Source organism: Amycolatopsis silviterrae (assembly GCF_042684085.1).
Lineage (GTDB): Bacteria > Actinomycetota > Actinomycetes > Mycobacteriales > Pseudonocardiaceae > Amycolatopsis > Amycolatopsis silviterrae.
In genome coordinates this window covers 192,540-205,202 of sequence record NZ_JBHUKS010000017.1, presented here as the reverse complement: position 1 = coordinate 205,202, position 12,663 = coordinate 192,540, and the positions used below count along the sequence as shown (strand labels likewise).

Sequence of the window (12,663 nt, the reverse complement as noted above, 5' to 3'; positions counted from 1 at the left end):
ACCCAACCCCAACATCAACAACCCCACACCAAGACCACCACAGAAAACCACCGGTGGATCCAGGTCGCATGCACCCAATGTGGCATTGGGGCGCTCGCTGCCGGCGGCGAGGGGCGTGGCGAGGGAGGCTGCGGAACGGTGCGGCGGAGTCCAGCCGGTCCGGTGCTGGAACGATTCCGTTCCCCGCCGCATCGGCGAAGCGCGGGCGAATCGGGGCGGCGACAGGGAATCCGGGGAATCCGGCGGATCCGCCGGGCCGCGCGGCCGGGGCTCTCCCCGGTCCCGGCGCGGCCGCGGCGGAAAGCTCAGCGGGAGCGGCGCCGGCTGGCGGCGCGGCGGTGGCTCCAGCCGCGGCGCTGGAGCTGGGCGTTGCTCAGCGTCTCCGGGCGGCCGCGGCCGTCGGTGCCCACCCAGCGCGGGCGCACGGAGCCTGCTTCGAGGACGTAGGGGCGGCCGCCGCACCACACCACGCTGCAGGGTTCGGTCGGCGGGTCGGTCGGGGCGTCGGTCTCGGCTGCGGGGACGGTTTCGGTGCTCATGCTCTCGGTGACTCGTGCTCTCTGGCGTCGGGCTTCGGGGACCTGGAACGCGCGGGGCGCCTGCCTGATACGTCGGCGCCGGACCGCCGAGCGTTAACCGCCGCGCATGGGATTCCTCCGATCGATGCGCTGAACCGATGCGGATTCCCCGGTCCGGAACGGGAAACGGACCGTCCACAGTAGACTCGACAGTCGTCTCGCCGGTGTGTCGGTGCCGCTCAGCGGGGGCGCGAGGGGCCAGAATGGGCGCGACCCCGGCGAAAGGATCGCGGTGTTCCCGTCGAAAACCGTGTACGGGCCGCTGTGCGCGGCTGTGGTGGTTTTGCCCGCGCTCACCGCCTGTTCGGGGGATCAAGCGCCACCGGCGGCCGCCCCGTCGGCACCCTCCGCGACGGCCTCGGCAGCGCCGAGCACGCACGCTCCCCCGCCGCTGCCGGAGACCGCGGGCGCGAGCAGCCCGCCGGCCGCGCCCAAGAGCACCGCGGCCGCGCCGAAGCCGTCGAAGCAGGCGCCGCCGGTCAATCCGGGCACCTGCGGCACGGTCACCGCGGCGAGCGGAATGACGTTGTACGTGTACGACTACAAAGCCGTCCCGTGCGCGGACGCGATGTCGCTGGTCAAGAAGTTCCACCAGGCGATCAACGGCAGGCAGGCGGCGGGCTCGAACAACCCGGTCAACGCGACCGTCGACGGCTGGCTGTGCGTGTCCGGCCCGCCCGCCGCGCAGGGCGGCACCACGTGCAGCAAGGGCGAGCAGACCGTGCTGGCGGCGGTGGTTCCGGCCGAGTAGCACCCGGCCGGAACCGCCCGCTCAGGACTTCAGGTCCGGGAAGTCGTCCTCGCGGAACTCGCCCTCGGGCCGCTCGCCGCCCTCGCGGCCGCGCAGTTCGACCCGGCGGATCTTGCCCGAGATGGTCTTCGGCAGGTCCCCGAACTCGAGCCGCCGGATCCGCTTGTACGGCGCGAGGTGCTCCCGCGCGTACGCCAGGATCGCCCGCGCGGTCTCGGCGTCCGGCTCGTGCCCGGAGGTGAGCACGACGTACGCCTTGGGCACCGCGAGCCGGATCGGGTCCGGTGCGGGCACCACAGCCGCCTCGGCGACCGCCTCGTGCTCCAGCAGCACGCTCTCCAGCTCGAACGGCGAGATCCGGTAGTCCGAGGCCTTGAAGACGTCGTCGGTGCGGCCGACATACGTGATGTAGCCGCGTTCGTCGATCGAGCCGACGTCGCCGGTGTGGTAGTAGCCGTTCGCAAAGGCCGCTGACGTGCGTTCGTCGTCGTCCGCGTAGCCCGCCATCAGGCCGACCGGCCGGTGCGCGAGGTCGAGGCAGATCTCCCCCTCGCTCGCGCGCTCGCCGGTGACCGGGTCGACCAGCGCGACCGCGAAGCCGGGCAGCGGACGGCCCATCGAACCGGCCACGACGTCCTGGCCGGGCGTGTTCGCGACCTGGACGCTGGTTTCGGTCTGCCCGAAGCCGTCGCGGATGGTGACGCCCCACGCCTTCTCGACCTGCTCGATCACCTCGGGGTTGAGCGGCTCCCCCGCGCCGACGACCTTCTTCGGCGGCGTCCGCAGCGCGCTGAGGTCGGCCTGGATCAGCATCCGCCACACTGTCGGCGGCGCGCAGAAGCTGGTGATGCCGCACCGGTCCATCTGCGCCATCAGCGCGGCCGCGTCGAACCGCGCGTAGTTGTACAGGAACACAGTCGCTTCGGCGTTCCACGGCGCGAAGAAGTTGCTCCACGCGTGCTTGGCCCAGCCCGGCGACGAGATGTTGAGGTGGACGTCGCCCGGTTCCAGCCCGATCCAGTACATTGTGGACAGATGGCCGACCGGATAGGAAACGTGCGTGTGCTGCACGAGTTTCGGCTTCGCGGTGGTGCCCGAGGTGAAGTACAGCAGCAGCGGGTCCCCGGCGCGGGTGACGCCGTCCGGGGTGAATTCGGCTGACGACGCGTACGCGGTTTCGAAGGCGTGCCAACCGGAAACCGGCTCGCCGACCGCGATCCGCGTGTAGTCGCCTGCGACGTCGGCGAACTTCTCCGCGTCGGCGTCGCGCACGATCACGTGCTTCGCGTTGCCGCGCTCGACCCGGTCCACGAGGTCGGCCGGGCCGAGCAGCGTGGACGCCGGGATCACCACGGCGCCGAGCTTGATCGCCGCGAGGATCGTCTCCCAGAGTTCGCCCTGATTGCCGAGCATGACGATCACCCGGTCGCCGCGCGAGACGCCGAGGCCGCGCAGCCAGTTCGCGACCTGGTTGGACCGGGCGGACATCTCCGGGAACGTCCAGCGGTTCTCGGAGCCGTCCTCCTCCACGATCCACAGCGCGTACCGCTGCGCGTTCGCCGGATCGGCCGCGACGGCGTCGAACCAGTCGAGCGCCCAGTTGAACTCGTCCAGCTGCGGCCACTCGAACTCGCGGTAGGCAGTCTCGTAGTCCTCGCGGTGGGCCTGCAGGTAGTCCCGCGCCGCGCGGAATGCCTGGTACCCGGTGACCTCAGCGCCGTTGCTCACGTCGTACTCCTCGTGCTCGCTTCCCGTGCCTGTTCTACTCGCCCTTGAACTCCGGCGCCCGTCGCTCCATAAAGGCCTGCACGGCCTCCTGGAGGTCCTTGCTGGGCAGGAAGGCGGAGTTCCACGCGGCGACGTAGCGCAGGCCCTCGGCGACCTGGCGTTCGGTGTTCGTCGACAGCACCTGCTTGGTGCCCTGGACGACCAGCGGCGGGTTCGCGGCGATCTCGGCGGCCAGCTCGCGGGCCTTGGCCAGCAGCGTCTCCTGGTCCGGGTACACGTCGTTGACCAGGCCGATCTTCTCCGCCCGCGCGGCGTCGATGTCCTTGCCGGTCAGGGCAAGCTCGCGGACGTGGCCCTCGCCGATGATCGGCGCGAGCCGCTGCAGGCTGCCGATGTCGGCGACGATCGCGACCTTCACCTCGCGGACGCTGAACTTGGCGTCCTCGCTGGCCAGCCGGATGTCGGCGGCGGTGACGACGTCCACGCCGCCGCCGATGCACCAGCCGGACACGGCGGCGACCACCGGCTTGCGGCATTCGGCGATCGAGCTGACCGCCTGCTGCAGCCGCTGGACCTCGCCGTGGAACTCGGTGCGCGGCCCGGCCAGCGCGTCGCCGGCCAGCAGCGGGGCCCAGCCGCCCATCATCGCGGGCAGGTCGAGGCCGTAGGAGAAGTGCTTGCCGCTGCCGGACAGCACGACGGCGCGCACGCGCGGGTCGGCGTCGAGGGCGGCGAACACCAGCGGCAGCTCGCGCCAGAAGTCGGGACCCATGGCGTTGCCCTTGCCGGGGCCGAGCAGGGTGACCTCGGCGACCGGGCCGTCGAGGTCCACGCGGAGCGAGGCGAGTTCGGGCAGGGCGGCTACTGGTTCGGTCATGCGGTCATCTTTACTCATCCCGCGCACCCCAGCTCATCGGGTTGACACTGTGCCAACGCCGCCCGGGGATGCTTTCCTGGAGACCCGAGGTGGAGAGGGAGGCGCCCGTATGGATCCGGCACCCGTGCCCGTCGCCGACGCCCCGCCCGCGGAGCCCGCGGCGGCCCGCAAGGCCCGGCCGATCGAGCTGTCCGGCTCGTTCCGGCACGACGGCCAGCGCCTGTGCTACACCGAATACGGCGGCGGCGACCGCGTCGTGGTGCTGATGCACGGCATCATGTTCACCCGGCGGATGCACGCGCCGCTGGCCAGGCGGCTCGCCCGGGCCGGCTTCCGCGTGGTGACCCTCGACCTGCTCGGCCACGGCGATTCGGACCGGCCGACCCAGTCGTGGCGCTATTCGATGCCCGCGTTCGGCGAACAGGCGGTCGCGCTGCTCGACCACCTGGAGATCCCGGACGCGGTGGTCGGCGGCACCTCGCTGGGCGCGAACGTGGCGCTGGAGGTGGCGGTCGCCGCGCCGTCGCGAGTGCGCGGGCTGGTGGTCGAAATGCCGGTGCTGGACAACGCGATCATCGCCGGGCTGCTGACGTTCTCGCCGCTGCTGTTCGCCGCGCGCTTCCTGCCGGTGACGGTGCGGGGCGTCGCGCTGGCGGCGCATCTGGTGCCGCACGGGAACCAGTGGGTGGACGTCATCACGGACACGCTGAGCCAGGAACCGGCGCCGATGGCCGCACTGCTGCACGGCGTGCTGTTCGGCCGGATCGCGCCGCCGAAGTCGATCCGGAGCACGATCACGACGCCTGCCCTGGTGATCGGCCACGAGGGCGACCCGATCCACCCGTTCGGCGACGCGGGCAGCCTTGCGGAGGACCTGCCGAACGCCGAGTTCGTGCAGGCCCGCAGCCCGGTTGAGCTGCGGTTCGACCCGAAGCGGCTCAGTGCGGCGATCCGGGACTTCGCGTTTCGCCGCTACCCCGCCTGATCCCGGCTCGGATCTGAGTCCCGATCCCAGGGCCTTGAGGTGCCGCTGCGCGTGCCCTTGAGGCTCGTCGCCAAGCCGAAGGCGCGGCCGGGGCTGGGTCGTCCGTGAAGGGAACCTTCACAGACTCTGATTCCCTCAGGGTTCCCCTCACGGACTTCCGGATCTGGTCATGCGGGTATCAATCGGGCAATTCGGCGGGTCTGGCGTCCTTTGTGGATGGTTCAGCAGGCGTGCGGCCACGCCTGCTGAAGTCCCTGCCAGGGGAATCAGTGCCCCTCGCGGAACGTCAGGCGACCCGCGTCAGCCCTGGTCGTCGGCTGGCAGTTCCGGCGGCGCCTGCAGGTCGTGGGCGCGAAAGAGCACCGCGTGCTCGACCCCCATCGCCTTGCCGCTCATCGCCGCGAACTGCGGGATGAAGTCCGCGGGCGCGGGGTGGTCCGAGAGCGCGGCCAGGTACGCCGCGTGCGCCTCCAGCGAGGCGACGCCGCGCCGCAGCGGCTCGCCGGTGACGTCGACGCCGTGGGTCGCTCCGGAACCGGGGAGCCCGGGCACCAGGTACCAGCGCGCCGAGTGCGGGGTCAGGCCCTCGTCGTCGATCTGCTCCGGGAAGACCCACCGGTTGCCCGCGTCGCGGATCGCGTCGAGGGTCGCGAGTCCGGCGGCGCGGTGGTCGGCCTGGTCGAAGCCGTAGGGCGTCTCGACGTCGAAGCCGCAGCCGAGCACGACGTCGGGCTTGAACCGGCGGATCTCCCGGCTGATGTCGCGGCGCAGGTCGAGGCCGTAGACGAGCACGCCGTCCGGATGCTCGAGGACGGTGAGGCGCTCGACGCCGACCGCGGCGCAGGCGTTCCGCTGCTCGGCGACGCGCAGGCGGGCCGTCTCCTCGGGCGGGTTCGGCATGCCTGCCTCGCCGCGGGTGAGCAGGAGGTAGCCGACCTCGATGCCGCGCGCGGTCCAGCGCGCGACGGCCGCCGACGTGCCGTACTCCATGTCGTCCGGGTGCGCGACGACGCAGAGCACCCGCTGGAAGGACTCTTCGGGCAAAGCAGGCAGTGTCATGCGGGCCATCTTCGCGCCCGGACGGCCCGCTGTCCGCGTTATCCGGCCTGATTCCGGTCCAGCCCGGCCACCGGGCCGAACACGATCACCGCGGGCGGGCGCACGCCGGCGGCCTCTGCTTCTTCGGCCACCGAGGCCAGCGTCGAGCGAAGCACCCGCTGGGTCCGCATCGTGCCGTCCTCGACCACCGCGACCGGCGTGTCGCCCGGGCGGCCGCCTTCCAGCAGCGCGGCGGCGAACTTCGGCAGCCGTTCGACGCCCATCATCAGCACGATCGTCCCGCGCATCCGGGCCAGCAGCGACCAGTCCACCAGCGACCGCTCGTCCCCCGGCGCGACGTGCCCGGACACGACGACCACCTCGTGCGCGACGCCGCGGTGCGTCACCGGCACGTCGGCCACCGCGGGCACCGCGAACGCCGAGGTGATGCCCGGGACCATGGTGACCGGCACGCCGGCCTCGGCACACGCCTGCACCTCTTCGAACCCGCGGCCGAACAGGTACGGGTCGCCGCCCTTGAGCCGGACGACGAACTTGCCTTCGCGGGCCTTCTCGATGAGTGTCCGGTTGATCACGTCCTGGCTGGCCGCGCGGCCGTACGGGATCTTCGCCGCGTCGATGACCTCGACCTCCGGCGCGAGTTCGTCCAGCAGGTCGCGCGGGCCGAGCCGGTCGACCACCACGACGTCGGCGCGCGAGAGCAGCCGCCGGGCGCGGACGGTGATCAGGTCCGGGTCGCCGGGACCGCCGCCGACCAGCGCGACGCCGGGCAGCGTGCCCTCGGGACGCGGCTGGCGGCCGTCCTCGATCGTGCCCGCGTGCAGGCCGTCGAGCATCGAGTCGCGCACCGAAGCCGAGCGGAGCGGTTCGCCGCCGGACAGGACGCCGAACAAGAGGCCGCCGTGCCGTCCGGTCGCCGGGGTGACGGCCGAGCCGGACTCGCCCTCGTCGGCGCGGACGCAGAAGACGCGTTCCCGCTCCGCCTCGGCGCAGATCTCGGCGTTGGTCTCCGGGCTGTTCGTGCAGGCCAGCGCGTACCAGGCGGTGCGGAGGTCTCCCTCGGTGTAGCGGCGCTGATGCCAGACCAGCTCCCCCGCGTCCGCCATCCCCTGCACCGAAGGCGTGGTGTGCGGCGACACCAGTTCGACGCGAGCGCCCGCGCTGATCAGCCGGGGCAGCCGGCGCTGGGCGACGGAACCGCCGCCGAACACCACGACGCGGCGGCCGGTCAGGTTCAGGCCGGAAAGGTAGTGCGGGTCGTCCATGCGCGGAAGTTTATGGGCGAGGCGCCGTCTCGCACGCTGAGCGTGGGTCATGCCACGCCGTCGGGTGCGGCTTACGCCGCGAGGGCTAACGCGACGGCAAAACTACGTCGGCTGTCCGCAGGCAAATCCGGCGCCACGGGAGTAATTCCGCACCCCGTCCGTACCACTGTCCCTGCCGGAAACGACTGCAGGTCGCACACTGCCGCATCACTTGGGGAGTCATGATGACAAGGAACAGTGCGACCAAACGAAGACGCGCGTGCGCGCTCGCCGCCGCGGTGCTGGTGTTCGCGGGCGCGACGGCCGGGACCGCGCACGCCGACCCGCTCGCGCCGACGGATCTCGCTCCGCTGCCCGGCGACGACCAGAGCATGGCGCTGGCGGTCAACGAGGCGGGGACGACGGTCGGCACGTCGTCCGTCGGCCGCGACCCGCGCCTGGACCACCCGGTCCGCTGGGACGCCGCCGGGCATCCGACCGCATTGCCGACGCCGGGCGCGACGCAGGGGCAAGCGCGCGCGATCAACAGCAACGGGGTCGCCGCCGGGTACGTGCTGACCCCGACCATCGCCATCCCGGCGCGCTGGGACGCGGCGGGCCAGGCGACCTTGATGCCGCTTCCGCCCGGCTACCACAACGCGATGGGCGAGCACATCAGCGACACCGGCGTCGTCGTCGGGGAATGGGTGACCCCCAGCGACCAGACGCATCCGTTCCGCTGGGACCCGGACGGCACCGTCACCGACCTCGGCACCCTGCCCGGCGACGCGTGGTGCATCGCCACCGGCATCTCCGCCGACGGGACCGTGATCTCGGGCCAGGACATGAACGCCACCAGGGCGCACTCCGTGCGGTGGGTGAACGGCGGGCCGATCACCGATCTGGCCCCGACTGCCTGGACCAGCGCGAACAACGTCATGAGCAGGAACGGGACGATCGCCGGGCACCTCACCGACGTCGAGCACGGCACGTCCGCGCCGGTGACCTGGGACCGCGACGGCACCCTCCATCGCCTCGACTGGCCGAGCCCGCATCCGAGCTGGCTCAGCCAGATCAGCCCCACCGGCTACGTGGTCGGGACGGGCTACCCCTATCCGCCGGAGCGGGATTCGGTGCTGTGGGATCCGCAGGGGAACCTGTATCTCATCGACGGCAATGTGGCCGGCGTCGATTCCTTCGGGAACTCGGTGGGAGACGCGCAAAGCCGCGCGACGCTGTGGTACGAAAACGGCGGCCGCACGCAATTCGGCATTCTTCCCGGCGGCAGCTACAGCAAGGCGGAATGGCTTACCGACAGCGGGTACATGGTCGGGATTGCGGACGCGGCTGGCCAGAAGATGCACGCGGTGTCCTGGAAGGTCCGGTAGGAGGGGTTCGGCCGTTCCTTTCGGGGAACGGCCGGTACTCCAGGGCGGGTTACTGCGAACGCCGGACGGTCACGGCGTCGTCGTTGACCACGATCGCGTCTGCCGCCGGTTACGTCGGCGAAGAACGTGCCCCGTGAGCCGCAGCAAAGGCCACCTGACGCAGTCGCTTCAGCCGTTGGCTCCCGCCGGCGTTACGGCGGAACGCGCGGCTGGGCGGGCCCCGCCGTCCGCCCAGCCGCGCTTTTCGGGGTTCAGCTCCGCGCCGCCGTCGGATACGGCAGCAGCGCCATCTCCCGGGCGTTCTTGATCGCGGTCGCCACCTGTTTCTGCTGCTGCGGCGTCAATCCGGTGACCCGGCGGGCGCGGATCTTGCCCCGGTCGGAGATGAATTTCCGCAGCAGGTCGACGTCTTTCCAGTCCACGCTGGTGATTCCGGCGGCGTGGAAGGGATTCGCCCGGCGGCGCGGGGCCCGGTCCGGTTTCGGCATGGCACTCCTCACCAGCTCGACTTGGAAACGCCGGGCAGTTCCCCGTTGTGCGCCATCTGCCGCATGCGCACCCTGGACAGCCCGAACTTGCGCAGGTACCCGCGCGGGCGGCCGTCGGCGGCGTCGCGGTTGCGGATGCGCGTGCGGCTGGCGTCGCGCGGCATCCGTTGCAGCGCAACGACTGCGTCCGCCTTCTCCTCCGGCGAAGCGGACGGCGACGCGATCACCGCCTTCAGCGCGCGCCGCCGTTCCACGTACCGCTCGGCGATCACTTTGCGCTGCTCGTTCTTCGCGATTTTCGACTTTTTCGCCATCAGCGTTCTTCCTTGAATTCGACGTGCTTGCGCGCCACCGGGTCGTATTTGCGCAGGACCATCCGGTCCGGGTTGTTCCGGCGGTTCTTCTTGGTGACATACGTGTAGCCGGTGCCCGCGGTGGACCGCAGTTTGATGATCGGCCGGATGTCGGTGCTTTTCGCCATTTAGAGCTTCACTCCCTTCGCCGCGAGGTCGGCGACGACGGCGTCGATGCCGCGCTTGTCGATCGTCTTCATGCCCTTCGCCGACACCCTGAGCCGCACCGTGCGGCCGAGGCTCGGCACGTAGTAGCGGCGCGTCTGCAGGTTCGGCTCCCAGCGCCGCGACGTGCGGCGGTGCGAATGCGAGACCTGCTTGCCGTAGCCCGGCTTGCGGCCGGTGACCTGGCACACGGCTGACACGAACCCTCCCAAGTTGATAGTGACATTCATGTTCAACTACGCTCGTCACCGTACCCCGCCCCGTCGTCTGGAGATCCAGTGCCCCAACGTCCGCGTGTCCCGCTCGTGCTCTGCAGCGGGATCGCCCCGGCCCACAGCGACGCGCTCGCCGCGCTCCTGCTCCGCGCGAGCCCCGGCACCGCCGTCGTCCACCACGACCTGCGCGACATCGGCTCCGGCGTCGTCCGCCGCCGGGTCCTCCTGCGCGGCCGCGACGAGCTGACGCCGCTCGAGCTCGCGCACGGGTGCGTCAACTGCACGCTGCGCGAGGACCTGCTGCCGCTGCTGCGCCGGCTGGCCCGGATGCCGCAGGTCGACCGCATCGTGGTGCGGCTGGACGAGGCGATGGAGCCGGAGCCGGTGAGCTGGGCGGTCCGCAACGTCCTGGTCGGCGACCGGCCGGTGAGCGACGACGTCGAACTCGAAGCGGTGTTCACCGTCCTCGACTGCGCGACCTGGCTCGCCGACGTCACCGGCGACGACCTGCTCGCCGAGCGCGGCCTGCAGGGCAGCCCTGAAGACGAGCGGACGGTCGCGCAGGTCGCACTGTCCCAAGTGGAATCCGCGGACGTGCTCGTGCTCGCCGGAGCGGCCCCGGATGCCTGGTGCGCGGCCAAGTCCTCAGCGGTGCTGGACCGCGTCGCGCCGTCCGTGCCGCGCGTGGAGCTGGCCCGCACCGACGCCGCCGGGCTGTTCGCGGCCGTCCCGGCCGACGCCCGGCGCGGCGAGGTCACCGACCTGCACGGCGCGTTGCTGCGCGGCGCGCCGCCGCTGCACCCGGACTGCGGGATCGAGGTGCTGCAGTTCACCGCGCAGCGCCCGTTCCACCCAGAGCGCCTGCACGACGCGATCGACCTGCTGCTCGACGGCGTGGTCCGCACCCGCGGCCGGGCCTGGGTGGCCAGCCAGCCGGACGTCGCGTTCTGGATCGAATCGGCGGGCGGCGGGCTCGGCATCGGGCACGCCGGGCCGTGGCTCGCCTCGCCGGACGGGCCGGACTGGGCCGATGTCTCCCCCGAACGCCGCACGCTCGCCTCGCTGCGCTGGGACCCGGTGCACGGCGACCGCGCGCAGGAGCTGGTGATCGTCACCGACCAGGCCGCTCCGGCGGAGATCGAGAGTGCGCTGCGCGCGGCTCTGCTGACCGACGCGGAGCTGGCCGAGGGCGAGACCGCCTGGCGCGTTTATCCCGATCCGTTCGGGAACTGGCACGAGGACCCCTGCGAAGAAACCGAAGAACCCGACCGGCACGCGAACGCCGCCAACCAGAAGGACGAAACCCTGTGAAACCCGGCATCCACCCCGACTACCACCCGGTGGTCTTCAAGGACTCGTCCACCGGCGACGCGTTCCTGACCCGCTCCACCGCCACCTCCGACCGCACGATCGAATGGTCCGACGGGAACACCTACCCGCTCGTGGTGGTCGACATCAGCGCGTGGTCGCATCCGTTCTGGACCGGCACCCAGCGGATCCTCGACTCGGCGGGCCAGGTCGAGAAGTTCCACCGCCGCTACGGGCAGCGCCGGACCGGGGGTGCGCGCTGATGGCCGTTCCGAAGCGGAAGATGTCGCGCAGCAACACCCGAACCCGGCGCTCGCAGTGGAAGGCGGCGGTGCCGGACCTGGTGCCGATCGTCGTGAACGGCGAGCGGAAGCTGGTGCCGCGCAAGCTGATCAAGCACTTCCAGCGGTTCGAGCGGTGAGCGTTCCGGTTACCGTCCTTTCCGGATTCCTCGGCGCCGGGAAAACCACGCTGCTGAACCGGATCCTGGCCAACCGGGACGGCCTGCGCGTCGCGGTGATCGTGAACGACATGAGCGAGGTCAACATCGACGCCGCGCTCGTGCGGGACAACGTGTCGCGGACCGAGGAGCGGCTGGTCGAGATGACCAACGGGTGCATTTGCTGCACCCTGCGCGAGGATCTGCTCGACGAGGTCGCGCGGCTGTGCGCCGAGGACCGGTTCGACCATCTGCTGATCGAGTCCAGCGGGATCTCCGAGCCGATGCCGGTGGCCGCGACCTTCTCGTTCGCCACAGACGACGGCGCCCCGGTGCTGTCGTCGGCGCGGCTGGACACGATGGTCACCGTCGTGGACGCGGCGAATTTCGCCCGGGAGCTGGCGCGCGGGGACAGCCTGGCGGAGCGGAGCCTGGACCAGTACGACGGCGACGAGCGGACGGTCTCCGACCTGCTGATGGACCAGGTCGAGTTCGCCGATGTGCTGCTGCTGAACAAAACCGACCTGGTCTCCCCGACCGAACGGGACCGGTTGCTCGCGTCGCTGCGCCGGCTCAACCCGGCCGCCGACGTCGTGTCCGCCGAGTTCGGCCGCGTGCCGCTGGAGCGGGTCTTCGGCACCGGCCGCTACGACGCCGAACGCGCGCAGCAGGCGCCGGGCTGGGTCGCGGAACTGAACGGCGACCACGTTCCGGAGACCGAGGAGTACGGCATCTCCAGCGTGGTCTTCCGCTCCGGCCGCGCGTTCGACCCGGCGCGGCTGTGGGAGTTCGTGACCGGACGGCTCGACTCCGGCGAGTTCGGCACCGTGCTGCGGTCGAAGGGATTCTTCAGCCTCAGCACGCGTCCGGGCACGCTCGGGCTGTGGTCGCAGGCGGGCAGCGTCGCGCGGTTCGAGCCGCAAGGGGTGGTCGACGGGGCTCGGCAGGAGCTGGTGTTCATCGGGGTCGGTCTGGAGCACGCGGCGCTGCTTGGCGCGCTTGAGGGGTGTCTGACCGACAGCGCGGTGGCGGCGGACCCGTTTCCCGAGTGGGAGCCGGTGCACGTGCACTGAGGGGTCGTGAGT

General features: G+C 71.4%; 17 protein-coding genes. 7 read left to right on the top strand and 10 right to left on the bottom strand.

Annotated features, from left to right (window positions below; translation table 11 throughout):
- Positions 1-305: 305 nt before the first annotated feature.
- Together ACFSVL_RS25215 and ACFSVL_RS25210 are read right to left on the bottom strand one after the other, a co-directional pair.
- Positions 306-539 (bottom strand): hypothetical protein, encoded by a 234-nt coding sequence (locus tag ACFSVL_RS25215; RefSeq protein WP_378308018.1) that lies wholly within the window; start codon positions 537-539, stop codon positions 306-308.
- Between the two features lie 351 nt (positions 540-890).
- Positions 891-1,085, bottom strand: a complete 195-nt coding sequence (locus ACFSVL_RS25210) for a hypothetical protein (protein WP_378308017.1) — start codon at positions 1,083-1,085, stop codon at positions 891-893.
- Between the two features lie 13 nt (positions 1,086-1,098).
- Here ACFSVL_RS25210 and ACFSVL_RS25205 point away from each other — a divergent pair, with 13 nt between their 5' ends.
- On the top strand, positions 1,099-1,329 hold the full coding sequence (locus ACFSVL_RS25205) for a hypothetical protein (RefSeq protein WP_378308016.1): 231 nt from the start codon (positions 1,099-1,101) through the stop codon (positions 1,327-1,329).
- A 21-nt stretch (positions 1,330-1,350) separates the two neighbouring features.
- Here ACFSVL_RS25205 and ACFSVL_RS25200 read toward each other — a convergent pair whose 3' ends face one another.
- Both ACFSVL_RS25200 and ACFSVL_RS25195 read right to left on the bottom strand, forming a co-directional pair.
- Complete coding sequence (locus ACFSVL_RS25200) at positions 1,351-3,057, bottom strand: AMP-binding protein (protein ID WP_378308015.1); 1,707 nt, start codon at positions 3,055-3,057, stop codon at positions 1,351-1,353.
- A 34-nt stretch (positions 3,058-3,091) separates the two neighbouring features.
- Positions 3,092-3,934 (bottom strand): crotonase/enoyl-CoA hydratase family protein, encoded by an 843-nt coding sequence (locus ACFSVL_RS25195; RefSeq protein WP_378308014.1) that lies wholly within the window; start codon positions 3,932-3,934, stop codon positions 3,092-3,094.
- Positions 3,935-4,043: 109 nt separating this feature from the next.
- Here ACFSVL_RS25195 and ACFSVL_RS25190 point away from each other — a divergent pair, with 109 nt between their 5' ends.
- Positions 4,044-4,919, top strand: a complete 876-nt coding sequence (locus ACFSVL_RS25190; protein ID WP_378308013.1) for an alpha/beta fold hydrolase — start codon at positions 4,044-4,046, stop codon at positions 4,917-4,919.
- Positions 4,920-5,219: 300 nt separating this feature from the next.
- Here ACFSVL_RS25190 and ACFSVL_RS25185 read toward each other — a convergent pair whose 3' ends face one another.
- A complete protein-coding gene (locus ACFSVL_RS25185; RefSeq protein WP_378308012.1) occupies positions 5,220-5,987 on the bottom strand; it encodes a PIG-L deacetylase family protein in 768 nt (255 codons plus the stop codon).
- 29 nt (positions 5,988-6,016) lie between these two features.
- On the bottom strand, positions 6,017-7,243 hold the full coding sequence (gene cobA, locus ACFSVL_RS25180) for a uroporphyrinogen-III C-methyltransferase (RefSeq protein ID WP_378308011.1): 1,227 nt from the start codon (positions 7,241-7,243) through the stop codon (positions 6,017-6,019).
- Between the two features lie 224 nt (positions 7,244-7,467).
- On the opposite strand from cobA, the gene ACFSVL_RS25175 reads away from it, so the two are divergent.
- The gene (locus ACFSVL_RS25175) at positions 7,468-8,610 is read left to right on the top strand and encodes an HAF repeat-containing protein (protein WP_378308010.1); all 1,143 of its coding nucleotides are present in this window, start codon (positions 7,468-7,470) and stop codon (positions 8,608-8,610) included.
- Between the two features lie 251 nt (positions 8,611-8,861).
- On the opposite strand, the gene rpsR is transcribed toward ACFSVL_RS25175, so the two are convergent.
- The 4 genes from rpsR to rpmB are packed head-to-tail and all read right to left on the bottom strand — an operon-like array spanning position 8,862 to position 9,816.
- Positions 8,862-9,098 carry a 30S ribosomal protein S18 gene (rpsR, locus tag ACFSVL_RS25170; protein ID WP_378308009.1) on the bottom strand — a complete coding sequence of 79 codons (237 nt, stop codon included), beginning with the start codon at positions 9,096-9,098 and terminating at the stop codon, positions 8,862-8,864.
- Positions 9,099-9,106: 8 nt separating this feature from the next.
- On the bottom strand, positions 9,107-9,412 hold the full coding sequence (gene rpsN / locus ACFSVL_RS25165) for a 30S ribosomal protein S14 (RefSeq protein WP_378308008.1): 306 nt from the start codon (positions 9,410-9,412) through the stop codon (positions 9,107-9,109).
- Positions 9,412-9,579, bottom strand: coding sequence for a 50S ribosomal protein L33 (rpmG, locus tag ACFSVL_RS25160; protein ID WP_116205050.1), 168 nt, complete (start codon positions 9,577-9,579; stop codon positions 9,412-9,414). Before rpmG ends, rpsN begins: the two co-directional genes overlap by 1 nt.
- A complete protein-coding gene (gene rpmB / locus ACFSVL_RS25155; protein WP_378308007.1) occupies positions 9,580-9,816 on the bottom strand; it encodes a 50S ribosomal protein L28 in 237 nt (78 codons plus the stop codon).
- Positions 9,817-9,894: 78 nt separating this feature from the next.
- On the opposite strand from rpmB, the gene mrf reads away from it, so the two are divergent.
- Genes mrf through ACFSVL_RS25135 form a run of 4 tightly spaced genes read left to right on the top strand, consistent with a single transcriptional unit; the run spans position 9,895 to position 12,651 of the window.
- The gene (gene mrf, locus ACFSVL_RS25150; protein WP_378308006.1) at positions 9,895-11,142 is read left to right on the top strand and encodes a ribosome hibernation factor-recruiting GTPase MRF; all 1,248 of its coding nucleotides are present in this window, start codon (positions 9,895-9,897) and stop codon (positions 11,140-11,142) included.
- The gene (locus tag ACFSVL_RS25145; RefSeq protein ID WP_378308005.1) at positions 11,139-11,402 is read left to right on the top strand and encodes a type B 50S ribosomal protein L31; all 264 of its coding nucleotides are present in this window, start codon (positions 11,139-11,141) and stop codon (positions 11,400-11,402) included. Before mrf ends, ACFSVL_RS25145 begins: the two co-directional genes overlap by 4 nt.
- Positions 11,402-11,560, top strand: coding sequence for a 50S ribosomal protein L32 (gene rpmF, locus ACFSVL_RS25140; RefSeq protein WP_378308004.1), 159 nt, complete (start codon positions 11,402-11,404; stop codon positions 11,558-11,560). Before ACFSVL_RS25145 ends, rpmF begins: the two co-directional genes overlap by 1 nt.
- Entirely contained in the window at positions 11,557-12,651 is a 1,095-nt protein-coding gene (locus ACFSVL_RS25135; protein WP_378308003.1) for a GTP-binding protein, read from the top strand. Before rpmF ends, ACFSVL_RS25135 begins: the two co-directional genes overlap by 4 nt.
- Positions 12,652-12,663 lie beyond the last annotated feature (12 nt).